This window comes from Sandaracinus amylolyticus (genome assembly GCF_000737325.1).
GTDB classification, from domain to species: Bacteria; Myxococcota_A; Polyangia; order Polyangiales; family Sandaracinaceae; genus Sandaracinus; species Sandaracinus amylolyticus.
Window position 1 is genome coordinate 2,468,612 of record NZ_CP011125.1, and the last position, 23,787, is coordinate 2,492,398.

The following is a 23,787-nucleotide window of genomic DNA, read 5'->3' on the forward strand; positions in this document are numbered from 1 at the left end:
GCGTGTCGGCGACAGACCGCGCGTCCAACGGCAAACGTCCCGCGTGCGTCTTCCCGGTGCGAACGTCACGTCGGCGATGGTCAGTCGCAGGGGATCACGCTTGCGGTCTCCTCGGTCACGATGATCGGAATCCCCCAGTCCTCGGCGGCGGCGTCCATGAGGCGAGCGGCAGGGACGGTCACGGTCAGACAGTCTCCTCGTTGCATGGGCGCCGGACAGCGGATCTGCAGACGCACGGGGCGCGCAGGGGAGACGAGCTCGTCTGCGTCAATCACCACGCGAGCAACGGTGTCGGCCCACACGAGCTCGAATCCGCACGCGAAGGGCTGCTCGAGTCCACGATAGCTCACCGGCTCAGCGTGAATGCGGATGCGCCGACCCAGAGCCGGGCACTCCAAGTCGCACAGCGACTCGGTCTCGCCCGTCCGAGCGGAGGTCGTCTGGCGCGCGTGAGCGGCGGTGCCGGCGTCGGACGGTGACGAGCACGATCCAAACAACAGTGGAGCGGCCAACGCAATCATCCATCTCGCTCGTGGCCTGCGACTGAAGCGTTGCATGCGCTCCCTCGGCGCGAGCTAGCCAGCTCGCGAGATTGAACAAGCAAGAATCCTCTCTCGAGCCGTGCGACCGCAAGCCGTCGCGAGCTGTCGCACGCACGACGCGTCGCGGTCGCGTCCCCGCGCTTCGCGCGTGCCCGCTCCTCTTCGCGCGCATCACGCTCCGTCGCGCGCCCGCGCTTTGCGCGTGCCCGCTCCTCTTCGCGCGCATCACGCTCCGTCGCGCGCCCGCGCTTCGCGCGTGCCCGCTCCTCCTCGATCCAGGCGAACGCGAAGCGGAGCCCGTCGCAGTCCGGGCGAGTGCGCAGCAGAGCCCGAACTGCGAGCGCCCGGGCCGCGGCGAAGCGCGGACCGGACGCGAGCCATCTCGTCCTTTCCGATCAAGACGGCAGAACCGCGGTACCGGGCGGGGGGTGGTGCCTCCGACGCCCTCGTGCGACGGGGGCTCGCCGACGTCGACCACAGACTGACGACAGCATCGCGGCAGCGCGGCAGCGCGCGCGCCGCGATGCGCCCACCGCTTCCCGACATCCCCACTGCGATCGTGAGGCAGCCCGCGAGCACCCCGGGCGTCGGAGGCACCACCCCCCGCCTCACGCCGAGACCTCTCCCTCGTGGTATAGCGCCGCCTCTATGTTGGACCTCCGCTGGGTCACCGAGAACCTCGAGGACGCGCGCGCGATGCTCGCGCGTCGCGGGCCTGCTGCTGCCGCCACCCTCGATCGCATCGCCGCGCTCGCGCCGCGCCGTCGCCAGGCGATCACCGACCTCGAGCGCGCCCGCGCCGAGCGCAACGACACCAGCGCCGCGATGGCGAAGCTCGACAAGAAGAGCCCCGAGTTCGCGCAGCAGCGCGACGCGATGCGCGCACTCGGCGACCGCATCAAGGAGCTCGAGTCGGAGACCAAGCGCATCGAGGGTGAGCTCGAGGAGCTCCTGCTCGAGGTGCCCAACGTCCCGCACGAGACCACGCCCGACGGCACCGACGAGACCGCGAACGTCGTCGTGCACACGTGGGGCGAGAAGCCGCGCTTCGACGGCTTCGCGCCCAAGGATCACCACGACATCGGCGTCGGCCTGCGCATCCTCGACTTCGAGCGCGCGGCGAAGATCAGCGGCGCGCGCTTCACGGTGCTCGTCGGCGCGGGCGCGCGGCTCGAGCGCGCGCTCCTGCAGCTCATGATGGACCTGCACGCGAACGAGCACGGCTACACCGAGATGTGGCCGCCCGCGCTGATCCTCACGTCGGCGATGCGCGGCACCGGGCAGCTTCCGAAGTTCCAGGCGGACATGTTCCGCACCCAGCGCGCCGAGCTCGGCGCGGAGGCGAGCCCCGAAGAGCGCGAGGCGAACGTGCTCTGGCTCGCGCCGACCGCCGAAGTGCCGGTCACGAACTATCACGGTGACGAGATCTTCGAGCCCGGCGAGCTGCCGCGCGCCTACTGCGCGTACACCGCGTGCTTCCGCGCCGAAGCGGGCACCTACGGCAAGGACACGCGCGGGCTCATCCGCCAGCACCAGTTCGACAAGGTCGAGCTCGTGCGCTTCTGCAACGCGAACGACGGGCTCGATCAGCTGGAGCAGCTGCGCCGCCACGCGGAGCGCGTGCTCGAGGTGCTCGGCCTGCACTACCGCACCGTGGCCCTGTGCGCGGGCGACATGGGCTTCGGATCGCGCAAGACCTACGACCTCGAGGTCTGGCTGCCCGGTCAGAACGCGTACCGCGAGATCTCGAGCTGCTCGTGGTTCGGCGACTTCCAGGCGCGCCGCGCGAAGATCCGCTACCGCCAAGAGCCCAAGGGCAAGCCGCAGCTCGCGCACACGCTGAACGGCTCGGGCCTCGCGATCGGCCGCACGCTCGTCGCGATCCTCGAGCAGAACCAGCAGGCGGACGGCAGCGTCGTCGTCCCCGAGGCGCTGCGCCCGTACATGGGCGGCCTGGAGCGCATCACGTCGCGCGTCTGATGCGCCGTGTGATCGACGAGCAGCTCGGCGTCGACTGGCTCGACGTGAACGCGGACCACGACGTCCCGCTCGCGCCGCACACGACGCTCGAGCTCGGTGGCCCCGCCGCGCGCTTCGCGAGCGTCACCGACGTCGACTCGCTGGTGCACCTGCTCGCGCTCGCGGAAGAGCGAGAGGTCCCCGTCGCGATCCTCGGCGGGGGCTCGAACCTCGTCGTCTCGGACGCGGGCTTCGACGGGCTCGTGATCGCGATGCGCATGCGCGGCGTGACCACGACGCGGCAGGACGACGTCGTGCTCGTCGAGGCCGCCGCGGGTGAGCCGTGGGACGAGCTCGTCGATCGCGCGACGAGCGCAGGCCTCGCGGGCCTCGAGTGCCTGAGCGGCATCCCGGGTCTCGTGGGCGCGACGCCGATCCAGAACGTCGGCGCGTACGGCCAGGAGGTCGCGGACACCATCGCATCCGTGCGCGTCTTCGACCGCGTCGAGAAGCGCGTCGTCGAGCTCACGCCCGCGCAGTGCGAGTTCGCGTACCGCGACTCGATGTTCAAGCGCGACCCCGATCGCTACGTCGTGCTCTCGGTGGTGTTCGCGCTCGTCCCCGACGGCCCCGCGACGGTCTGCTATGCCGAGCTCGAGCGCGCGCTCGAGGGATCGCCTCGCGACGTGCGCACCGTGCGCGAGACCGTGATCGCGCTTCGTCGCGCGAAGTCGATGGTGGTCGATCCCGCCGATCCCAACCATCGCAGCGCCGGCTCGTTCTTCACGAACCCGATCGTCGATGCGTCGCTCGCGGATGCGCTCTCCGCGCAGCACGAGAGCATGCCGCGATGGCCGCAGCCCGACGGGCGCGTGAAGCTCGCGGCGGGCTGGCTCATCGAGCGCGCGGGGATCACGAAGGGCATGCGCCGCGGCAACGTCGGCATCTCGACGAAGCACGCGCTCGCGCTGGTGCACCACGGCGGCGGCACGACGGCCGAGCTGCTCGCGCTCGCGAGCGAGGTGCAGGACGCGGTCCGTGCGCGCTTCGGCGTCGAGCTCCACCGCGAGCCCGTGCTCTGGCGCTGAGCGTCAGAACGTCCCGCGCACGCCGAGCGCGCCCGGTCCGACCGTCACCTCGACGTTGCCCTGCGGCTCGCGCTCGTCGTCATGGCGCGTCGCGCCGGTCAGATCGACCACGCCCCACGCCACGCCGACACCGAGCAGCACGCCGCCCACGACGAGCCCGACGTTCGCACCGATCGCGAGCGACTGCGCCTCGTCGAAGATCCCGACGGCCTCGACCTGCGTCTCCGCGGCGGCCGCGTCGGCGTGGCGCTCCATCGCGACGATGCCCACGGCGAGCGCCGCGCCGAGCCCCGCGACACCCACACCCCCCACGACCCACGGCCACGGGCTCGGCTCCGCCTCGCGCCGTCGCCGCTCCTGCTCCGCGGCGCGCCGGAGCGCTTGCTCCTGCTCGGCCGCGATGCGCGCGCGCTCCGCTGCAGCCTCTCGCTCGCGCGCGGCGTCTTCCTGCTCGCGCCGCACGCGCACGCGCTCCGCCTCCGCGTCCGAGAGCTCGCGCTCGATCACCTCGACGCGCTCGCGCACGAGCGACGCGTTCTCCGCGTCCGGTGCCTGCTCGAGGTAGAGCCGATACGCGTCGAGCGCCCTCTCCGGCGCACGCGCGCCTTCGTGTGCGCGTCCGAGGTTGTAGAGCAGGATCGGCTCGTGGCTCAGCGCGTACGCCTCACCGAGGAGCGCCGCGGCCGCGTCGAAGCGACCCTCGGAGTACGCGAGCGCCGATCGCTCGAAGAGCACCGACGCGCGCTCGACCTCCTCGCGTGTCGGTGTCGGCGCGACCTCCTGCGCCACCGCGCGCGGCACCACCCCCGTCGACGCGAAGGCGAGCGCCAACACGCCCGCGACCAGCAGCCCCCCGCTCGTTCGCACGTGCCGCATGTAGACGCGGACCTTGGCGCTCCCAACGTCCTTCCTATCTACAACGGTCATGGGGGTGGCAGCGCTCGACGAGTCGATTCCTGCGCGCATCGGGCCGTACCGCGTCCTCGCGAGGCTCGCGGCCGGCGGGATGGCGGAGATCTATCTCGCGAAGCGCGGCGGCGTCGCGGGCTTCGAGCGCGCGGTCGTCATCAAGCGCATGCTGCCGCACCTCGCGCACGAGCCCGAGCTGCGCACGACGTTGCTCGACGAAGCGCGCCTGATGTCGCGCCTGCGCCACCCGAACATCGTGAGCGTGCAGGAGTTCTCGCGCGACTCGCGCGACTTCTATCTCGTGATGGAGTACCTGCGCGGCGAGAGCCTCTCGGGGATCCGTCGCGAGCTGCTCGGTCGCAACGAGCGCCTCGATCCCGCGCTCGCGACGCTGATCATCTCCGAGATGTGCGCCGGCCTGCACGCCGCGCACGAGGTCTGCGACGAGTCGGGCAAGCCACTGCACGTCGTCCACCGCGACGTCTCTCCGCAGAACCTCTTCATCACCTTCGACGGCGAGGTGAAGCTCCTCGACTTCGGCATCGCGTGCTTCGAGGACCGCTCGGCGCACACGAAGACCGGGATGACGAAGGGCAAGTTCGCGTACATGTCGCCCGAGCAGTTCGCGGGCGAGAAGCTCGATCGCCGCGCCGACGTGTTCGCCGCGGGCGCGATGCTCCACGAGCTGCTGACCGGCAAGCGTCTCTTCGCGCGCGAGTCCGAGGCGCAGGTCCTCAAGGCGGTGCTCCACGATCCGATCCCGCTGCCGAGCCAGGTCGCGGACGACGACGTGCTCATCCCCGACGCGCTCGACGAGATCTGCATGAAGGCGCTCGCGCGTGATCGCGAGGAGCGCTTCCCGAGCGCGGAGGCCATGCGCGACGCGCTGCGCGAGCTGATGCCGCAGCTCGATCCGCGACAGCGCGCGCACGAGCGCCTGGTCGAGCTCACGCGCCGCGTGCTCCCGCACCGCTTCGCGGAGACCGAGGAGCTGATGCGCTGCGCCGCGCGCAACAGTCCGTCGGAAGAGCTCGACGCGATGACGATGACCGAGCTCTCCGGGCTCGTCTCGACCGATGGAGCGCCGCGCTCGGGCGACATCGACGTGCAGGTCGTGCTCGACGGCGACCGCGCGACGTCGCCGCAGCGTCCGGTGCGGCTCTACGAGCGCTCGCTGCGCGGCTGGGCGCTCGCGGGATCGCTCGTGGGGCTCGTGCTCCTCGGCGCGTTCGGCTTCGCGCTGCTGCCACGCGCGAACGCGGGCACCCCGACGACCGCGCCTCCGATCGCCGAGCGCGCGCCCGCCGAGCCCGTGCGTCCTTCGCCGCCGCAGGAGATCGCGCCTCCGCCGCCGCCCTCGGAGCCGGCGCCCGAGCCGCTGAGCGCGACCGTGTCGATCCACATCGAGAGCACGCCGTCCCGCGCGCAGGTCCGGATCGGCCGACGCGTCCGAGGCACGACGCCGCTGACGATCGAGCTGCCGCGCGGCGCCGAGCCGGTCGACGTCGTCGTCGAGCGCCTCGGCCACCAACCTAGCGAGCTCTCGATCGTGCCCGAGCTCGACCAGCGCGTCGTGGTGCGCCTGCGCGAGCGCGCCACCGCGCGCCCGCGACCGCGCTTCTACCAGTTCGACTGAGCGCTCATCGCGCGAACAGCTCGTCGCGCGCGCGCTCCGTGATCGCCAGCACCGCCGGGTGTTTGATCCGGCGATCGACGGTGATCACGTAGAAGCGCTGGCGCACGTCCTCGAGCTCGCCGACGCGCTGCACGCCGTACTGCTCGCGGATCTCGTCCTCGATGACCGACGGCGCGGCGAACACGCCGACGCCGGCGCGGCCGAAGGCGCCGAGCAGCGCGTAGTCCTGGAACTCACCGCGGATGCGCGCGCGGATGGAGCGCTCCTCGAGCCATCGCTCGATCGCGCGCCGCATGAACGTGCTCTCGATCGGCACGAGCAGCGGCTCGCCCTCGAGCGACTGCGGGAAGCGGCGACGCAGCCGTCGTGCGGTCGCGGGCGCGGCGAAGAACGTGACGCCGCACTCACCGAGCAAGTGGCTGTACGCGCGGATCGGCGAGCCCGACTCGACCGGCGCCTCGGCGATCACCGCATCGATCGTGTGCACCGCGAGATCCGCGAGCAGCCGATCCTGGCGATCCTCGTAGCAGACGAGCCGCAGCTCGCTCGCGAGCTCCAGCGCGGGCTGCAGGAGCCGCTGCACGATCAGCTTCGGCACCTCGTCCGCCGCTCCGACGACGAGCCGCGGGTGGCGCCGCGTGGGCAGACCTTCGAGCGAGTCCTGCAGCTCGCTGCCGAGCGAGAAGATCTCGTCCGCGTAGCGCATGACGTGCGCGCCGGTGTCGGTCAGCACGAGCTTGCCGCCGCGGCGATGGAAGAGCTGCACCTCGAGCGCGTCCTCGAGCGCCTTGAGCTGTCCGCTGAGCGTCGGCTGCGCGAGCCGCAGCTTGCGGCTGGCCGCGGACACGCTCCCTTCGCGCGCGATGGTCCAGAAATAGAGCAGATGATGGTAATTCAGCCACTTCATCACGCGTCTCCGGTGCCATCGAGTTTCACGATGGACGGTGCTCTATTTATCTCTTCGCCAATAGGAGCGCGAGCCGCTAGGAACAGCAGGTCTGCTCGTGGCGGAGGGCGTGATGGACGTCGTGGATGAAGCAATCCACGCACCGTCGCCGGACGGGTGCGTGCGCGGCACGGGTGGGAGCCCCGCGCGGTCGGGATGACGCGAGCTCGTGAGCCCCGTCGTGCGCGGGGCTTCGACGGGCGCGCACCGCGCGTGAAGCGCGCGGCGGTCGGCGCTGCGCTCGGTCATTTCCTGGCGGTCGGCTCGGCGGCTGCGCTCACGACGATGTCGCGCGATCAGCCCGCGCGCGCCCTCGCGATCTTCGCGTTCCTCGTGGGCTGGGCGCTCGTCGCGAAGGCGGAGAGCCGCGTCGGCGTCCATCCGCGCGCGCCCCGTCGCGATCGCTCCAAGGAGGCCCTGCGTTGTCCGAACGGTCGCTACCACTGATCGCCTGGCTCGCGTTCTTCGCGTTCGTCGTCGCGATGCTCGCGCTCGATCTCGGCGTGCTCCACCGATCGACGCGCACCGTCTCGATGCGCGAGGCCGCGCGCTGGAGCGCCATCTGGGTCGGTCTCGCGATCGGCTTCGATCTCCTGGTGTGGGCCACGCTCGGCGCGGGCCCCGCGCTCGACTTCGCGACCGCGTACGTCATCGAGAAATCGCTCTCGGTCGACAACCTCTTCGTTTTCCTCGTGGTGTTCGGGGCGCTGCGGATCGGCCCCGAGCACCAACATCGCGTGCTCTTCTGGGGCATCCTCGGCGCGCTCGTGATGCGCGGCGCGATGATCGCGGCCGGGCTCGAGCTGCTCTCGCGCTTCCACTGGCTGATCTACGTGTTCGGCGGCGTGCTCGTCGTCACCGGGCTCAAGCTGCTGCGCGGCTGGTATCGCGGCGAGGACGACGAAGAAGCGGCGCTCGAGAACGGACGACTGTTCCGCTTCGTGCGTCGCTGGATCCCGTCGACGACGTCGCTGCACGGCGGGCGCTTCTTCGTGATCGAGAACGGTCGTCGCGTCGCGACGCCGCTGCTGGTCGCGCTCGTTCTGGTCGAGCTCACCGACGTGGTGTTCGCGCTCGACTCGATCCCCGCCGTGGTCGCGGTGAGCCGCGATCCCTTCATCGTCTTCACGTCGAACGTCTTCGCGATCCTCGGCCTGCGGAACCTCTACTTCCTGCTCGCGGGCGCGGTCGAGAAGCTGCACCACCTCAAGCTCGGCCTCTCCGCGGTGCTCGTGTTCGTCGGCGCGAAGATGGCGCTCGTCGACGTCGTGTCGATCCCGCCGCTCGTGTCGCTCGCGATCGTGACGACGATGCTCGCGCTGCCTTTCGTGGTCGGCCGCGCTCGTCGCGCCTGATTCCGCATCGACCCCTCGCGCGCGTCGCGCTCGTCGCGGCGCGCGTTTCTTTTTTCGCGCCTGGAGAACCCCATGATGAACAACGACCACCACGACGTCGCGGAGCTCGTCGTCCTCGTCGACGACGACAGCGCGAGCCTGCGCGAGATCCGCCGCGTGCTCGAGGAGATCGGCCTGCGAGTGCTCGGCTTCACCGCGGCGAGCGCCGCGCTCGCAGCCGCGCTCTCGCGCCGCCCCGACGCGATCGTCATCGCGCACGCCGGCGTCGACGTCGAAGGGCTCGCGCTCGCCGATCGCGTGCGCGCCGCGCACGGCGACGAGTCCCCGGCGTTCGTCGCGATCGCCCGATCCCCCGCCGCGCTCGGCCCGGTCGCGCGCCGCGCCTACGACGTGATCCTCCGCCGTCCCGTCGGGGTCGACGAGCTGGTCGGCGCGATCGACGATGCGCTCGTGCTGCGCGCGTCGCGCCTCACGCGGCGGTCCGCGCGCCGCGCACGCGCCGCCGAATGATCAGGGCAGCACGCCCGCTTCGCGCGATCGCCCGAGGTCGCGCGGGGGCGCGCTGCCCGGCGCGGCACCGAGGCGACGCACGCGCGTCCCCGTCGACGCGATGCGCGCGAGCGCACCGTCGTCACCGACCACGTCGCACGCAGGCAGCGCGACGAACGCGCGCCCTTGTCCGAGCTGCGCGGCGATCGTCGTCGCCCATGCCTCGATGCGCGCCGCGCGCTCCGCGCGCCGCGCTTCGGCGAGCGCACCTTCTCCGAGCGACGCCTCGCACGCGCTCGCGAGCGCGCGATCGTCGGCCGACGTGTACGCGCTCCGCAGCGCGCTCCACCGCGCACGCCACGCATCGACGTTCGTCAGCGCATCGTGCAGCCCCTCGAGCGACACGTCGCGCGGGATCGCAGCGAGCCGCTCCGCCGCCTGCTCGTGCGTGTCGAGCGACACGATCGGCGCGCCCTGCATGCGCGCCCACGCGAGCACGTCGCCGATCACGCTCGACGTCGAGATCGCATGCGGCACCGGGTTGCGCCCGTCGGCCTCCGCCTCGACCTCCGCCATCCGCACCCGCACGAGGTGCTCGACGAGGATCATCGGCGGAATGCGCCGCAGCGACTCGTCGGGGATCGCCGGACCGAGCTGCGCGCGCAGCGCGGCCCACGCCTCCGCGCCGAGCATGCGATCGAGCCGATCACGACGTCCCATCAGCGCGCTCTCGGGCACGTGATCGAGCGCCACGGCCTCGCGCGGATCGAACGTCGTCACGATCGCGCGCGAGAGATCGAGCGCGCCGTCGTGCGGCTCCGGCAGCGCGTGTCGCATCGTCGTCCCGAACGGCAACGCCGCGTGCACGTAGCTCGCCTCGGCCTCGTCGCCGACCTCCCAGAGCAACACCGGCGGCGTCCACGCCTCGCGCTGGCGCTCCGCGAGCCGCGACTCCTCGAGCGTCTCCTGCCGCGACACGTCCGCGCTCTCGACGCGTCGTGGAGCGCTGCCTCCGCACGCCGCGCACAGCGCGACGACGATCCCGATCACGCACGCATGCCGCAAGGCCTCAGCCTCCGTACATCGACTCGGCGATCTTGTACGCGCTGAGCTCGAGCGACTGCAGCGCCTCGCGGATCGCGATCGCGTCGCCCTCTTCGAGCGTCGCCTTCAGCGTCGCGATGTCCTTCTTCACGACGTCGATCACGCTCGGCGGCACGAGCTCGGCGCACTCCACGACCGCCTTCTCGCTCGTGTAGAGCAGCGCGGCCGCGCTGTTCTTCAGCTCCGCGAGCTCCTTGCGCTTCGCGTCGCTCTGCTTGTGCTTCTCCGCGTCGCCGACGAGCCCTTCGATCTGTTCCTTCGTCAGACCGCTCGACGCGACGACGCGCACCTTCTGCTCGCGTCCGCTGCGGATGTCCTTCGCCCCGACGTGCACGATACCGTCCGCGTCGATCTCGAAGCGCACCTCGATCTCCGGCACGCCGCGCGGCGCGGGCGGGATCGGCGCGAGCTCGAACTTCGCGAGCGACTTGTTGTCGGCGGCCATCTGGCGCTCGCCCTGGAGCACGTGGATCGGCACGAACGGCTGGTTGTCGACGCTCGTCGTGAAGATCTCCGACGCGCTGCACGGGATCGTCGTGTTGCGCGAGATCAGCGTGTGGAAGATCCCGCCGCCGACCTCCACACCGAGCGAGAGCGGCGTGACGTCGAGGAGGAGCACCTCCTCCATCTGACCTTCCATCGACGCGGCCTGGATCGCCGCGCCCACGGCGACGACCTCGTCGGGGTTCACGCCCTTGTGCGGCGGGCGCCCGAAGAACTCGCTCACCTTGCGCTGCACGAGCGGCATGCGCGTCATGCCGCCGACGAGGATCACCTCGTCGATGTCCTTCGTCGTGATCCCCGCGTCCTTGAGCGCCTTCGCGCAGGGCCCGAGCGTGCCCTCGACGAGATCACCGATCAGGATCTCCAGCTCGCTCCGCCGCAGCGCGCTCACGAGGTGCTTGGGCCCCGTCGCGTCCGCCGCGATGAACGGCAGGTTGATCTCGGTCTCGAGCGCGGTGGAGAGCTCGTGCTTCGCCTTCTCCGCCTGCTCCTTGAGGCGCTGGAGCGCGACGCGATCCTTCCGCAGATCGATCCCGCGGTTCTCCTTCGCGAACGTGCCCGCGAGGTGATCGACGAGCACGCGATCGAAGTCCTCGCCACCGAGGTGCGTGTCGCCGTTGGTCGAGAGCACCTTGAACACGCCCTCGGCGATCTCGAGGATCGAGATGTCGAACGTGCCGCCGCCGAGGTCGTAGACCGCGATGCGCCCGTTCTTCTTCTTCTCGAGCCCGTACGCGAGCGCCGCCGCGGTCGGCTCGTTGATGATCCGCTTGATCTCGAGGCCCGCGATCTTGCCCGCGTCGCGCGTCGCCTGGCGCTGCGCGTCGTCGAAGTACGCGGGCACCGTGACCACCGCGCCGTCGACCTTCGTGCCGAGGTACGCCTCGGCGGTCTCCTTCATCTTCGCGAGCACCATCGCGGAGACTTCGGGCGGCGACATCTCGCGCTCGCCGATCGCGACCCACGCGTCGCCGTTCATCGCCTGCACGACGCGATAGGGCACCGACTGCGCGTGCCGCTTCGCCTCGGAGCTCTCGAAGCGGCGGCCCATCAGGCGCTTCACCGCGAACACGGTGTTCTCCGGGTTCGTGACCGCCTGACGCCGCGCGACGCTGCCCACCCGCCGCTCGCCGTCGCGCGTGAACGCGACGACGGACGGCGTGGTGCGCGAGCCCTCGGCGTTCGGGATCACGATCGGCTCGCCGTTCTCGACGATCGCGACGCACGAGTTCGTCGTGCCGAGATCGATGCCGATGACCTTGCTCATGACGCCGGAACGAGAGCCCAATCGTACACAAGTGACGCGCGCGAGCGCGTGCGAATCAGGCGCTCGCGGTCGGCTTGCGCGCGACCACGACCATCGCGGGACGCACCAAGCGCTCCCCGAGCTTGTACCCGGCGACCACCTCCGCGATGACCGTGCCCGGCGGATGCTCGTCGGTCTCGGTCTGCTGGATGGCGTCGTGCACCGACGGGTCGAAGCGCTGACCCACCGTGGGCACGCGCGTGATGCCGATGCGCTGCGACTGATCCTCGAAGAGCTTGAGGACCATCTTGATCCCGTCGACGATCGCCGCGACGTCGCTCGCCGCGCCCGCTGCCTGCACCGCGCGCTCGAGGTTGTCGAAGACCGGCAGCATCTCGCGCACCGCGTCCTCGCGCCCGCGGCGCTCCGCGTCCTCGAGCTCCTTCTTCGTGCGCTTGCGGAAGTTGTCGTAGTCCGCGGCGGTGCGGAGCAGCTGCTCCTTCAGGCGATCGCGCTCTTCGCGCAGCGCGTTCACGACGGCGCCCGAGCCGGAATCGGCGTCGGTCAGCGTCTCGGTCCCGCTCGGCGCGTCCTCGGCGTCGATCAGCGTGGCCGTGGTGTCGTCCCGTTCTTCTCCGCTCACGTCCTGGCGCTCCTTCGACTCGATCGCTCGAGATCGAGTGGCATGGGGCCCCCGACTGTAAGCAGCCATCCTCCGCACCTCAAGCACCCTCATGTTCGAGAGCGCGGAGGGTGCTCACCGTTTCAGGCGCCGGATGCTTCGCCGAGCGGGGGCTCGTCGTCGTCGTCGCGCAGCGAGTCGCCGTTCAGCACGTCGGTCGTGATCTGCGCGGCGAAGCTCACGAGCGGCATCAGCTTCGCGTAGTCCATGCGCGTCGGGCCGATGATCCCGAGGCTCCCCGCGCGCACCCCGCCCGCGCGGTAGTTCGCGGAGATCACGCCGACGTCCGGCACGTCGACGATGTTCGCCTCGGACCCGAGCAGCACCTGCACGCCGCCCGCCGCGAGGGTGCGATCGAGCAGGTCGAGGAGCTTCTCCTTCTCCTCGAACGCGCGCAGGAAGCCGCGGATCTTCTCGGCGTCCGCGAACTCCGGGCGGTCGAAGAGCACGCCTTGCCCTTCGATGATCACGTCCTCTTCGCGCGCCGGGCCCGCCGTCGCGGCGTCGAGCATCTGCTTGGCGCGCCGCCCGAGACGATCGTACGCGCCGCGCTCGTCGGCCATCGCGCGCGCGAGCTCCTCGCGCACCTCGCGCAGCGTGCGCTCGGTCAGCAGCGACGAGAGCAGGTTGTGGATCCGCTCCATGTCACCGGAGTCGGGCAGCTCCGGGACCTCGACGATGCGGTTCTGGATCGTGCCCGAGCGCGTCACGATCACCGCCAGCACCTGCTTCTCCGAGAGCGGCATGAAGCGGATCTGCGTGACCTGCTCGACCTCGGTGCGCGGCCGCGACACGAGCGCTGCGGCGCCCGTGAGCGACGCGAGCAGCCGTCCCGCCTCGCGCAGCACGTCGTCCACACCGGGGCGCAGCTGCCGCATGCGCGCGAGGATCGCCGCACGATCCTCGGCCGCGACCTCGCGCATCTGCGAGAGCGCGTCGATGAACACGCGGAAGCCCACCTCGGTCGGGACGCGGCCCGCGCTGTGGTGCGGCTGGGCGAGGCAGCCCGCTTCCTCGAGATCCGCGAGCTCGTTGCGGATCGTCGCGGGCGAGAGGTTGATTCCGTAGCGCTTCGAGAGCCGACGCGAGCCGACGGGCTCTCCGGTCGCGATGTACTCGGACACGACCGCGTAGAGGATCCGACGGGCCCGATAGCTCAGCTCGGGCCTTCGCAGCGGGACCACGGTCGGTTGGAAGGGCGCGGACGGCATCGTCTTTTGACGACCGTGGAATTGCTAGAAGTACGCCGCGCTGGTGTCAAGCGAGATGGCAGCGCTCGTCGATCGACGGACCGTGTGCCGGCCGAGCACCGAATTCGGATCGCAGCGGGATCGCGCGGAACGCCTTGCGCGAAAACACTCCATTTTCCGGTGACCGCCTGCGCCTTCGTGCAGGCGCGGCGTGCCGAAGCCTTGTTGACACCGAGCGAGGCCGCTATCCTCCTCCGTGTTCGATCCGGATTCTCCGGAGCGGACACCCCACAGAGCACGGCGGATGGGCCACCACAGCCCCGCAATGGTGCGAAATCCCGACGAAACTTCACGGTTTCGGCAAACGGGCGCCGAAAGGCTCCCGGGGGTTCCTGCCGTGACGTACGAGGGGGTGCTCGCGGCTCGAGCGCAGGATGCGCTCGCCTCGTCTCGACTCTTCCGGGCCGTGCTCGGAGGAGCCGCGATGATCGGCGCATCGACGAACCTGCCCGAGCGCCCCCCCGCCATGGAACGCCTCGACGCGAGCGCGGCCATTCGCTGCCGCAGCCCGGAGGCGCCGGCATTTGCCGGGGAGGGAGAAGGCCAGTGAATAGTACGCAGTGTTTCTCGAAGATCGTGTTCGCGCTCTCGCTGGAGGTTCTGTCGGACTGACGGCCCCTCCCCGATGAGCTGAGAGGGTGGCGGGTCTGGCAGCCCACCACCCTCTCGCCTTTTAAGGCGCTCGCCTTTCTCTGGAAGCGTGTGAGCGGTTGACGCATCATCGCCCCGTTGGCGCAGCAGGGCGACAGCGAGAAGCGCGAGCGCTCCGACTTCTTCTCGGTCGAGGAAGCGAAGCGGTCGATCCCGAAGATCACCGCGGTCCCCGAGACGAAGGAAGAGATCCGCCGCCGCCGCGTGCGACGCGTCTCGATCGCGGTGGTGAGCACGGTCAGCGCGCTCGCGCTCATCGCGCTCGCGGTGTACCTGCTGCATCGGCGCGAGATCGATCAGGCGCGGCTCGAGGTGGAGCGCACCGGGCGCGCGGACGCGATCGAGGACGCGCTCGCGGCGCTCGACGGGGAGACCGGCGCCGGCGACGTCGCGCTCGCGGCGCGCGTCCACGCGACGGCCGAGCTCGCGGGCATCACGGGCCATCGCGCGCCCGCGGAGCAGCTCCTCGCGTCGCACGATCCTGCTGCGGACGGCGCGTCCGATCACCGGATCGCGCAGACCTACCTCGCGCTCGCGCAGGGCGACGCGAACGCGGCGGCGCAGCACGCGTCGGCGCTCGTCGCGCGTGGGCCGCGCGCCGCCGAGGCGGGGTACGCACGGGCGCTGGTCGCGCTGGCGATCGGCAACGTGCAGCAGGCGCTCGCGGCGGCGCAGGCGTCGTCGCAGGAGATGGATCGCCAGGACGCGCCGCGGGTGCGCGCGCTGCTCGGGCTGGTGTCGGCGCGCAGCGGCGCGCCGATCGCGATCGAGGGGGATGCGATCCCGCTGCGGCTCGCGCGCGCGCGGGTGCGCTGGGACGCGGGCGAGCAGCGCGATCAGCTGGGCAGCGAGGTCGCGCCGATCGCGGAGGACGCGAGCGCGACGCCCGCCGAGCGCGCGTGGGCACAGCTGCTCACCGGGCTGTCGGCGATCGACGCGGGCGACACGGAGACCGCAACGCGCTCGATCGAAGCGGCCGCGGGCGCGCCGCCGCCGGGCGACGAGCTCTTCCGAGTGCAGCTCGCGGAGGCGTGGCTCGCGCTCGGTCGGCGCACCGAGGCGCAGGCGATCGCGGACGCGCTCTCGCCGGGGATCTCGACGGATGCAGGACGCCGCGCGCAGCTCGCGGCCGAGCTGCACCTCGCGTCGGCGCGGATCGATCAGGCGGAGAGCGCGCTGAGCGGTGCGCCCGCGGGCCCGCGGACGTCGCTGCTGCGCGCGCGGATCGCGGACGCGCGCGGACAGGTGGCGCCGGCGCGTGCGCTCTACGAGGAAGCGGCTCGCGCACCGGCCGAGCGGATCGCAGCGAACCTCGGGCTCGCATCGATGCTGGTGGGCACCGGCGCGGCGCAGGAGGCGATCGCGCTCGTCGATCCGCTGCTCGAGCAGCGCGCGACGCACCCGCGGATCGCGGCGACCGCGGCGAGCGCGCACACGGGCGCCGGCGATCGCGCGCGCGGTCTCGCGATCGCGCAGCGCGCGCTCGAGGCGCATCCGCGCGAGCCGCTCCTGCTCGCGGCGAAGGCGCGCGTGCACCTCGCGTCGAGCGAGTGGCAGCCCGCGCTCGACGCGCTCCGGATCGCGACCGAGGTCGCGCCGCGCGATCCCGCGCTCCAGGCCGAGCGTGGTCGTGCCGCGATGGAGCTCGGTCAGCTCGACGAGGCGCGGCGTGCGTACGAGACGTCGATCGAGGTCGAGCCCGCGCAGCCCGAGGTGCTGCGGGCGCTGCTCTCGATCCAGCTCCAGCAGCGCGACCTCGAGGCCGCGGGCGCGACGATCGCGCGCATCGACGCCGCGAACGTGACGAGCCTCGAGATCGAGCAGCTGCGCGCGCGCTGGCTCGTCGACACGATGGCCGGCGCCGAGGGGCTCTCCGCGCTTCGCCGCGCGCGCCGCACGTCGCGTCGCGATCTCGCGCTCGCGTACGCGCAGGGGCGCCTCTACATGCAGGCCGAGCGCTGGTTCGAGGCGATCGAGGCGTTCCAGGACGCGCTGCCGGAGTCGGGCGCGACCGAACGGCGCGACGTGTTCCTGTGGCGCGCGCTGGCCCTCGCGCGTGCGCGACGCGAGACGATGGTCGAGCAGCTCGCGGAGCAGATCCGCGAGGGCGCGACCGAGGCGCCGATGACGCGCGCCGAGGAGGCGCGGCTGCTCACCGCCGAGGCGTGGCTCGCCTTCATGGACGAGACGCTCCCGCGCGCGAGCGTCTACGGACGTCGCGCGCTCGATCTCGACGGGACGAACGCCGACGCGCTGGTGCTGATGGGCGCGATCGAGGATCAGCAGCGACGCGACGGAAGCGCGCGGTATCGACGCGCGATGGAAGCCCCGTCGCCGAGCGTCGAGGCGTACGGACGGCTCGCGCTCGTCGGAGAGATGAACGCAGAGCGCTGCGGGCTCGCTCGTCGCTACCTGCGCGCTGCGCCCGAGGGTGGGATCGCGAGCGCGCTGCGCGAGCGCGTCGCGACGTGCCCCGCGCAGTAGGGACCGGCGGGGCTTCGACCGCCTTCGAGCGCGCCTACGTAGGTCGATGAATGGCTCGCGCGCCGACGCTGGCCTCGGCGATCGCGGCGATCGATCGCGCGGGTGTGCTGCTCGTCTATCCGATCGAGAACCGCTCCGAGCCGCCCTCGCTGTGGCATCGCTTCTATCCGGGCGAGCGGATGCGCTGGGACTGGGACGAGAGCGGCGACGAGCGCGTGGTCGGGATGTGGCGCCTGCGCGAGCGTCTCGCCCGCTCGCGGCGCGTCGTGTACTCGAAGTGGTTCCGCAACCGCGCGACGTTCTTCTCGCGCGCGCTCTTCACCGCGATGCTCTGCGAGCTGCGCGCGACCGGGCGCATCCGCGAAGGGCTCGAGCCCGACGCGCTCGACGTGCTCGCCGCGCTCGAGTCGGACTCGCCGCTCGGCGCGAAGCAGCTGCGCGCCGCGTCCGGGCTCACCGCTCGCGCGTTCGAGAGCGCGTACCAGCGCGCGCTGCGCGAGCTCTTCGCGCGCGCGCTGATCGTCGGGTTCGGCGAGATCGACGAAGGCGCGTTCCCTTCGCTCGCGATCGGCGCGACGCGCACGCTGTTCGAGGATCTGTGGGACGAGGCGGGCGCGATGGATCCGATGGAAGCATCGCGCACCATCGCGGCGTTCCTGCCGCACGGCTCGGCGTTCGCGAAGCACCACGCGAAGATCCTCGCGACCGTGCGCGGGTGAGCACGCCGACGCTGCGCGTTCGCGCAAGAGTTGCGCGCGTACGGTGCGGTTTCCGCGCCGCATCGGTTCGCTAATTCATTCATGATTCCAAGTGGTTGCGCGATGGAGCGCGCGGCCTCGGCGGTGCGACGTTCGTTGCACCGAGGGGACGCAGCGACGCGCCGACGCGCGGCGCTCCACGAGGAGAGAGGGAGTCATGGCGAACCTGAACATGGGCGGCTTCACGACGGCGGATGCGGGCGAGGGCAACGTGAGCCTTCCGAAGGCGGCGATCGGTGCGGTCGCGGGCGCATTCGCGGTCGGGCTGCTCTACGGCATCATCGGGCGCTTCGTCGGCGAGTACTCGTACGTCGCGTTCCTGATCGGCGCGGCGTCGGGCGTGGGCTCGATGAAGCTCGGCGGTGGGCGCTCGATGGTCGCGGGCGGGATCGCGGCGGCGTCGACGCTCGCGGCGGTGCTCTTCGCGAAGGTGATCGTCGGCGCGCCCGAGGGCTGGAGCTGGCTCGAGTACCACACGCAGATGTTCGACATCATCTTCTGCTACGTCGCCGCGCCGGTCGCCGCGTTCTTCGCCGCGGGCACCGATCAGGCGCGCGAGCTGCTGAAGAAGCTGCCCGTCTGAGCGCGCGCGCGCGACGAACGAGGCCGCGCGTCAGCGGATCGTGAGCGTGTACGGGCCGGTCTCGCCGGCGCTGAAGCTCGTCACGATCACGCGATACACGCCGGTCTCGTCGAGCGTCTGATCGAGCATCGAGTTCGTGCCCGTCGCGTCGTCGTTGTCGCGCTGGCGACCCGACGGGAAGCGCAGGATCAAGTACGTGTCGAAGCTCGGCGACGCGAGCTCGACGTGCACGTGCTGCCCGGCGCTGAACGACATCTCGTAGAAGTCCATGTACTCGCCGGTGCTCAGCGTCTGATCGCCCGGGCCGAGGGTGCCGCCGTGGACACCCGCGCCTCCGGCGCTGCCGCTCGAGCCCGCGACCACGCCGCGCACGAGCTCGATCTGCTGCACCTGCCCGGCGCTCACGTCGACGCGCTGCGAGGCCATCGTCGCGCCCGCGATCTGCACCTCCACGACGTGCGATCCCGCGGCGAGCACGACGTCCTGGCCGCCGATGAGCACCGGGCCCTGCGGCGCGCCGTCGATCACGAGCTGACCCGGGATCGTCGTCATGACGCGCAGCGTGCCTGTGCCCTGCGAGGCCGCGCCGTTGCCCGAGAACGCCGCGTACGCGCCGACTGCGACCACCCCGGCGACCGCGAGCAGGCCCAGGCCGATCACGAGCCCGCCGATCACGAGGAGGCGCCCCGAGCCCGACCCGCTGCGCGGCACTGGCGAGACGGCGGGCGGAGGCGTCACGTGCGCGGGGGTCGGCACGCCGCCGAACGAAGCCGCGCTCGGATGCGGCGCCGAGGGCACGTGCGCGCCGTACGAGGGCTGCGGCGTGACCTGCGGGGCGGGCGTCGCGCCGTAGCTCTGCTGCGAGGGCGTGCCGTAGCTCTGCGGCGGAGCGACCGGGAGCATCACCTGCGAGGGGGCGACCGGGCCGGTCGCGATGCCCGCGCTCTTGCCGCGCGCGACGCGCAGCTCGCCGAGCAGCTCGCGCGCGTCCTTCGGTCGCTTGTCGGCTTCCTTCGCGAGGCAGCGATCGACGAGCGCCGCGATCGCGTGCGGCGTCGCGGGCGCGGCGTGCGCGAGCGGCTCGTGCGGCTTGCTCACCGCGTGCACGACGATCGCGCTCGCGGTCTCGCCGCCGAACGGAGGGCTCCCGGAGAGCGCCTCGTAGAGCATCGCGCCGACGGCCCACACGTCCGCGGGGAAGCTGACGCTGCGGGCGCTCATCGCCTGCTCGGGCGCCATGTAGTGCGGCGTGCCCATCGCCATGCCGGTCTGCGTGACCGACTGGGACTTCTCGTCGAGGTCGCGCGCGATGCCGAAGTCGAGGAGCTTGAGCACCTCGCGCCCGTCGCGCTCGCGGTGGAGGAAGACGTTCTCGGGCTTGAGGTCGCGGTGCACGATCCCGCGCGCGTGCGCGGCGGCGAGGGGATCGAGCATCGCCTCGAAGAGGTCGAGCACCTGATCGCGCGTGAGCCCGCCGCGTGCGAGGCGATCGCGCATCGTCTCGCCGCGCAGCAGCTCCATCGCGACGAAGAGCGAGCCGTCCTGCGTGTCGAACCCCGCGTCGTGCACCTCGACGATGCCGTCGTGGCCGATCTGCGCGGGCGCGCTCACCTCCCGGAGGAAGCGCTGCCGTGCGTTCTCGTCGCGACCGATGTGCGGGAAGAGGATCTTGAGGGCGACGGTCTGCTTCGTGAGGTGGTGCTGCGCCTCGTAGACGGCGCCCATGCCGCCTTCCGCGATCTTGCGAACGATCTCGTAGCGTCCACCGATCAACCTGCCCGCCACGTGCTCCTCCGTCGTCCGCGCGCCGCGCGCTCGGGATCGCGTGCAGCGTAGAGCAGAACGCGGGGCGCGAGCGAGCGCATCACGACGGAGTCTACGTCGGCCGGCGCCGCGATCTTGGCTGCGACCTGCCGATCAGGGCAGGGGCTTTGGAGCGACTCGTTCGCGTGGCTCGTGAGGTCGAGCGTGGTCGTGCCGAACGCGTCGTCGCCGAAGACGCCGTTGGCGGGGAGCGCGAGAGGCCGAAGGGCACGTCTCCGGGACCCGCGGGGATCAGCTCGGAGATCTCGCCGGACGCCGTGATCGCGAAGAGCACGGGCACGCCGTCGTCGCGCTTCGCGCACGCATCACTCGGCGCGCACCAATCGATGGCAGTGCGGACAGACGTCGTCGGGTGTCGGCGCGGACTGGAGGAAGCGCCACGAGCAGTACGGGCACTCGATCTCGCGCGGCACCGCGGCGCGCGGCGCGGGATCGGTCTGGTACGCGACGAGCGAGCCCGTGCGCCCGCATCCACACGACGCTCCGTCGAGGTGCGTGCCTTGCGGAACGAGGTAGGTGCCGTCGCATTCGGTACAGCGGACGCGCATCGGCGTGAACGTGACGAAGCCCGTCGCCGGATCGACGGCGCCGACCTGACGGCGCCATGCGTAGAGGACCTCGCCTCTCCATGCTCGCTCGATCGCGCCTTCGAGGAGGCCACGCCGCCAGTCGACGAGCAGCTCGGTGATCCCCGCCGTGACGAGGATCTCGCCGTGATCGATCGCCTCCGAGGGCGACATGCGACCGAGCATCACGATCTCGGTGGGCATTCCGCCCGGTGCATCGATGTCCGCGAGGTGCTGCACGATGGGCGCGTGGAGATCCCATCGCGCGATCGCGACCACGATCGCGAACGTCGGATCGTGCACGCCGAAGATGCCGGGCGGGATCAGCTCGAGCTTCGCGACACGCGTGATGACGCCCACCACGGCGGCATGGCGGGCGATCTCGAGCTTCCACGCGAGGAGCGCGTCGCGGTGGCGCGTGGTGCGCTCCGTCGCATCGACGATCGCGGGCGGTGTCGCGTCCGGCGCGAGCGGCGGGAGGAACGAGCCCAGGCGGACGATCTCGCCCGAGGGATCGACGACGCGTCGCCACCGTCGATCGCGCATCGCGCTCGGCGCGGAGGGCGCTTCCGAGTCGCGCACCGCGGGCGCGTCACGACGCGCGTCGCGTCGTCGGATGGCGGTGGCTCGACGGGCGGTGAGGTCTCGTCGGGTGTCGGTTCGATCGCCACGATCGGCGACTCGAGCTCCGGCTCGCTCGGGCGCGTCGTGTCGAGGATCGCGAGCACGCGTGCGTCGAGCATCGCGCTCCACTCGGCGCGGGCACGCGCGAGCGCGTCATCGAGCGTCGTGCTGTCGATCGTCTCCGCGTCTGCCGCGATGCGCCATGCGAGCGCGCGCAGCGCGCCCTCCAGCATCGGCTCGAGCTCGGACGGACCGCGTCGGTCGATCATCGCGAGGGTCTCGAGCGCGACGGCGTGCGCGCGTGCTCGTGCAGCCGCGCGCTGCGCATCGCGCAGCACCTCCGCGCGCTCCACGCCGCGCTCGATGCGCCAGCTGATGTCCCGCAGCGCCTGGTCCGCGTCGATCATCCGCTCCGACGCGCGCTCGGTCTCGCGGTCGATCACACCCGACATCGCGCTCGACAGCGGCGCGTGCACGATCACGCGGAGCGCGTCGCGCACCGCATCCTCGAGGACCTCGCCGTCGAGCGCACCGGTGGCGATCTCGATCGCGATCGATCGCAGCAGCGCGCGTGGATCGAAGCGTCGCTCGATCGTGCGCTCGCTCGCGGCGATCAGCGGCCCGCGCTCGACGATGCGTCCGCCGAGCGAGACCCGACACAGCTGCGCGCTACGCGCGAACGGGAGCGCGTCGAGCACGGTGCGCGCGGCGTGCAGCCCCGACACGCCCGGCGCGAGCTCGCCGTCGAAGCAATCGACGCGTCCTTCCCGCGGCATCTCTCCCGCGGGCGCGAACCACCAACCCACGCGCGCGCTCGCGGCTGGCGCTGGCGTGCTCGCCGCCGGCTCGCGCGATGCACGTCGCCTCCACCACATGTGGTGATCCTATCGGAAGCGCCGCGCGCGCAGCGCGATCACCATCGCGACCAGCGCGAGCCACGCCGGCGATCCGCCGCCGTGGCCGACGCTGCACGTCCCGCTGCGGTGCGTCTCGCCGGTCCAACGTCGCATGCGCGGATCCCATGCCGGCGTGTCGTCGGTGGGCTCGCACTGCCGGCGCGTGCGGCACTCGCCCTCCGCGCAGGTGCGATCGCCGCCGCACGACCCGACGACGACCTCGCGCATCACCGGCGTGTCGTAGATCACGCGACCGTCGGACGTGAATCGGCGCGGCGCGAAGCACTCGTGCACCTCGCGGCACGCCGCGCCGCGCCCGCACTCCGCGTCGCTCGAGCACGCGATCGGCACGCACGACTCCGCGTGGCCCGAGACGCCGATCCGCAGCCCCGGTGGGCACTCGCCCTCGAACGGGATGATCGCGTCCGCACGCGCGACGTCGGTCCATGCGATCGCGATCACCAGCGCGAGCCTCGCTCTCATGCGCATCTCCTCGTCACATCAGCACGCCGTTGGCGTCGGGGCGCAGCATCGGTCGGATGTCCTCGTCGCCGAGGCGCTGCCTCAGGTTGCTCTCGATCGTGCGCGTCAGCGCGGAGAGCGGCAGCGCGTTCCAGAAGAGCGTGAAGGGATCTTCGAGCACGCGACCGACCTCGCTGATCATCATGAACGCGAGGCAGACCAGCACGTTGATCGGGATCGAGAGCACCCAGAGATCCTCCGCGATCGCCATCGGGAAGAGCAGCCCGAACGCGCGGATCAGCTGCTCCGCGAAGTACCCGTAGCCGCGCGGCATCGGCGTGCGCTTGATGCGCTCGCACCCGCCCTGCACGTCGAGCAGACCGCCGATGCTGCGATCGAGCGCGTCCATCCGCAGCGGCGCGAGACGTCCTGCGTCGGCCTCGCGCGCGAGCTCCGCGAGCTGTCGATCGAGCAGCGCGTGCGTCGCGTTCGTCTCGCTCTTCAGCGCCTCGCGCGTCGCCGCGTCGCTGAAGCGCACGACGTCCTCGTCGGTCCACGGCACCTGATCGCGCAGCAGACATCGGAGCACGTGCACGTAGAGCACGTGCCGTTCGATCAGGCGGCGCTGGAGCGCGCTCGGCGCGCCGTCTTCCGCACGTGGCAGGTACGCGAGCACCTGCGAGCAGAACATGCGCGAGACGTTGATGAGACGACCCCAGAGCTGACGGCCCTCCCACCACCGCGCGTACGCCGCGTTGGTGCGGAAGCTGACGAAGATCCCGAGCGCGCCGCCGACGATCGCGACCGGCGTCGTCGGGATGCGCAGCCAGTGCCATCCGAGCACCTCGCGCAGCGCGATCACGAGCCCTGCGGATGCCGCGAAGAGGACGACGGAGTGTTGCTGCCACTGGAGCATCCCGAGCAGCGAGCCGCGCGTGCTGACCATCATGGGCGTTTCTCGAAGGTGCGAAGCCTACTACGCACGCGCGGAGAATCGTCACGAGCGCCGGGAGCGTGACTGGCCGATCGGCCGGACGCGCCCAATACTCGGCCGCTGCATGATCGACCTGTTGCGTCGTACGGCGGTCGATGCGGACGTTTCGGATGCCCTCTCGGGCTCGCGCCGATCTTCCGCGCGCCGTGCGCGAGCCACGCATCCTGCGGACGGGAGCCACCTCGGTCCGCGCGAGTACGAAGCGCTCCTGGCGTTCGCCGAAGCGACGATCCCC

Annotated in this window: 22 protein-coding genes; 10 read left to right on the forward strand and 12 right to left on the reverse strand. The window is 71.6% G+C overall.

The genetic code is table 11. The features are described 5' to 3' along the window. Window positions 1-80: 80 nt before the first annotated feature. Complete coding sequence (locus tag DB32_RS10360; RefSeq protein ID WP_053232261.1) at window positions 81-521, reverse strand: hypothetical protein; 441 nt, start codon at window positions 519-521, stop codon at window positions 81-83. Between the two features lie 669 nt (window positions 522-1,190). On the opposite strand from DB32_RS10360, the gene serS reads away from it, so the two are divergent. Next, entirely contained in the window at window positions 1,191-2,522 is a 1,332-nt protein-coding gene (gene serS / locus DB32_RS10370) for a serine--tRNA ligase (RefSeq protein ID WP_053232263.1), read from the forward strand. Beyond that, entirely contained in the window at window positions 2,522-3,589 is a 1,068-nt protein-coding gene (locus tag DB32_RS10375) for a UDP-N-acetylmuramate dehydrogenase (RefSeq protein ID WP_083457291.1), read from the forward strand. Before serS ends, DB32_RS10375 begins: the two co-directional genes overlap by 1 nt. 3 nt (window positions 3,590-3,592) lie before the next feature. Here DB32_RS10375 and DB32_RS10380 read toward each other — a convergent pair whose 3' ends face one another. Next, window positions 3,593-4,456 carry a hypothetical protein gene (locus DB32_RS10380; RefSeq protein WP_157068921.1) on the reverse strand — a complete coding sequence of 288 codons (864 nt, stop codon included), beginning with the start codon at window positions 4,454-4,456 and terminating at the stop codon, window positions 3,593-3,595. A gap of 58 nt (window positions 4,457-4,514) precedes the next feature. Between DB32_RS10380 and DB32_RS10385 the strand changes: the two genes are divergently transcribed. Continuing rightward, the gene (locus DB32_RS10385; RefSeq protein WP_053232265.1) at window positions 4,515-6,134 is read left to right on the forward strand and encodes a serine/threonine protein kinase; all 1,620 of its coding nucleotides are present in this window, start codon (window positions 4,515-4,517) and stop codon (window positions 6,132-6,134) included. A gap of 4 nt (window positions 6,135-6,138) precedes the next feature. Here the strand turns inward: DB32_RS10385 and nhaR are convergent, their stop codons facing one another. Further along, a complete protein-coding gene (gene nhaR / locus DB32_RS10390) occupies window positions 6,139-7,041 on the reverse strand; it encodes a transcriptional activator NhaR (protein WP_053232266.1) in 903 nt (300 codons plus the stop codon). 195 nt (window positions 7,042-7,236) lie between these two features. Here nhaR and DB32_RS10395 point away from each other — a divergent pair, with 195 nt between their 5' ends. From DB32_RS10395 to DB32_RS10405, 3 genes are all read left to right on the forward strand, one after another. Next, the gene (locus DB32_RS10395) at window positions 7,237-7,527 is read left to right on the forward strand and encodes a hypothetical protein (RefSeq protein ID WP_157068922.1); all 291 of its coding nucleotides are present in this window, start codon (window positions 7,237-7,239) and stop codon (window positions 7,525-7,527) included. A gap of 35 nt (window positions 7,528-7,562) precedes the next feature. Then, complete coding sequence (locus DB32_RS10400) at window positions 7,563-8,435, forward strand: TerC family protein (protein ID WP_083458489.1); 873 nt, start codon at window positions 7,563-7,565, stop codon at window positions 8,433-8,435. Window positions 8,436-8,507: 72 nt separating this feature from the next. Continuing rightward, window positions 8,508-8,945 carry a DNA-binding transcriptional response regulator gene (locus DB32_RS10405; protein WP_053232269.1) on the forward strand — a complete coding sequence of 146 codons (438 nt, stop codon included), beginning with the start codon at window positions 8,508-8,510 and terminating at the stop codon, window positions 8,943-8,945. On the opposite strand, the gene DB32_RS10410 is transcribed toward DB32_RS10405, so the two are convergent. The 4 genes from DB32_RS10410 to hrcA all read right to left on the reverse strand — a co-directional run bounded on the left by DB32_RS10410 (window position 8,946) and on the right by hrcA (window position 13,671). Continuing rightward, entirely contained in the window at window positions 8,946-9,989 is a 1,044-nt protein-coding gene (locus DB32_RS10410; RefSeq protein WP_083457292.1) for a TraB/GumN family protein, read from the reverse strand. Between the two features lie 4 nt (window positions 9,990-9,993). After that, the gene (dnaK, locus tag DB32_RS10415) at window positions 9,994-11,799 is read right to left on the reverse strand and encodes a molecular chaperone DnaK (protein ID WP_053232271.1); all 1,806 of its coding nucleotides are present in this window, start codon (window positions 11,797-11,799) and stop codon (window positions 9,994-9,996) included. A 55-nt stretch (window positions 11,800-11,854) separates the two neighbouring features. Next, a complete protein-coding gene (locus tag DB32_RS10420) occupies window positions 11,855-12,421 on the reverse strand; it encodes a nucleotide exchange factor GrpE (protein ID WP_053232272.1) in 567 nt (188 codons plus the stop codon). Between the two features lie 122 nt (window positions 12,422-12,543). Continuing rightward, the gene (hrcA, locus tag DB32_RS10425; RefSeq protein WP_083457294.1) at window positions 12,544-13,671 is read right to left on the reverse strand and encodes a heat-inducible transcriptional repressor HrcA; all 1,128 of its coding nucleotides are present in this window, start codon (window positions 13,669-13,671) and stop codon (window positions 12,544-12,546) included. 463 nt (window positions 13,672-14,134) lie between these two features. On the opposite strand from hrcA, the gene DB32_RS49920 reads away from it, so the two are divergent. The 4 genes from DB32_RS49920 to DB32_RS10440 all read left to right on the forward strand — a co-directional run bounded on the left by DB32_RS49920 (window position 14,135) and on the right by DB32_RS10440 (window position 18,186). After that, window positions 14,135-14,260 carry a hypothetical protein gene (locus tag DB32_RS49920; RefSeq protein WP_275935465.1) on the forward strand — a complete coding sequence of 42 codons (126 nt, stop codon included), beginning with the start codon at window positions 14,135-14,137 and terminating at the stop codon, window positions 14,258-14,260. A 179-nt stretch (window positions 14,261-14,439) separates the two neighbouring features. After that, complete coding sequence (locus tag DB32_RS10430; protein ID WP_053232273.1) at window positions 14,440-16,845, forward strand: tetratricopeptide repeat protein; 2,406 nt, start codon at window positions 14,440-14,442, stop codon at window positions 16,843-16,845. Between the two features lie 50 nt (window positions 16,846-16,895). Further along, a complete protein-coding gene (locus tag DB32_RS10435; protein WP_053232274.1) occupies window positions 16,896-17,564 on the forward strand; it encodes an AlkZ-related protein in 669 nt (222 codons plus the stop codon). A gap of 196 nt (window positions 17,565-17,760) precedes the next feature. Then, on the forward strand, window positions 17,761-18,186 hold the full coding sequence (locus DB32_RS10440) for a hypothetical protein (protein ID WP_053232275.1): 426 nt from the start codon (window positions 17,761-17,763) through the stop codon (window positions 18,184-18,186). A 30-nt stretch (window positions 18,187-18,216) separates the two neighbouring features. Here DB32_RS10440 and DB32_RS10445 read toward each other — a convergent pair whose 3' ends face one another. From DB32_RS10445 to DB32_RS10465, 5 genes are all read right to left on the reverse strand, one after another. Further along, window positions 18,217-19,971, reverse strand: a complete 1,755-nt coding sequence (locus DB32_RS10445; RefSeq protein ID WP_157068923.1) for a serine/threonine-protein kinase — start codon at window positions 19,969-19,971, stop codon at window positions 18,217-18,219. A gap of 344 nt (window positions 19,972-20,315) precedes the next feature. Continuing rightward, on the reverse strand, window positions 20,316-20,936 hold the full coding sequence (locus tag DB32_RS10450) for a hypothetical protein (RefSeq protein ID WP_053232277.1): 621 nt from the start codon (window positions 20,934-20,936) through the stop codon (window positions 20,316-20,318). Further along, window positions 20,900-22,006 carry a hypothetical protein gene (locus tag DB32_RS10455; protein WP_157068924.1) on the reverse strand — a complete coding sequence of 369 codons (1,107 nt, stop codon included), beginning with the start codon at window positions 22,004-22,006 and terminating at the stop codon, window positions 20,900-20,902. The genes DB32_RS10450 and DB32_RS10455 overlap by 37 nt, the downstream gene beginning before the upstream one ends. Window positions 22,007-22,084: 78 nt before the next feature. Continuing rightward, a complete protein-coding gene (locus DB32_RS10460; RefSeq protein WP_157068925.1) occupies window positions 22,085-22,579 on the reverse strand; it encodes an MYXO-CTERM sorting domain-containing protein in 495 nt (164 codons plus the stop codon). 13 nt (window positions 22,580-22,592) lie between these two features. Then, complete coding sequence (locus tag DB32_RS10465) at window positions 22,593-23,507, reverse strand: bestrophin family protein (RefSeq protein ID WP_053232280.1); 915 nt, start codon at window positions 23,505-23,507, stop codon at window positions 22,593-22,595. Between the last annotated feature and the right edge of the window lie 280 nt (window positions 23,508-23,787).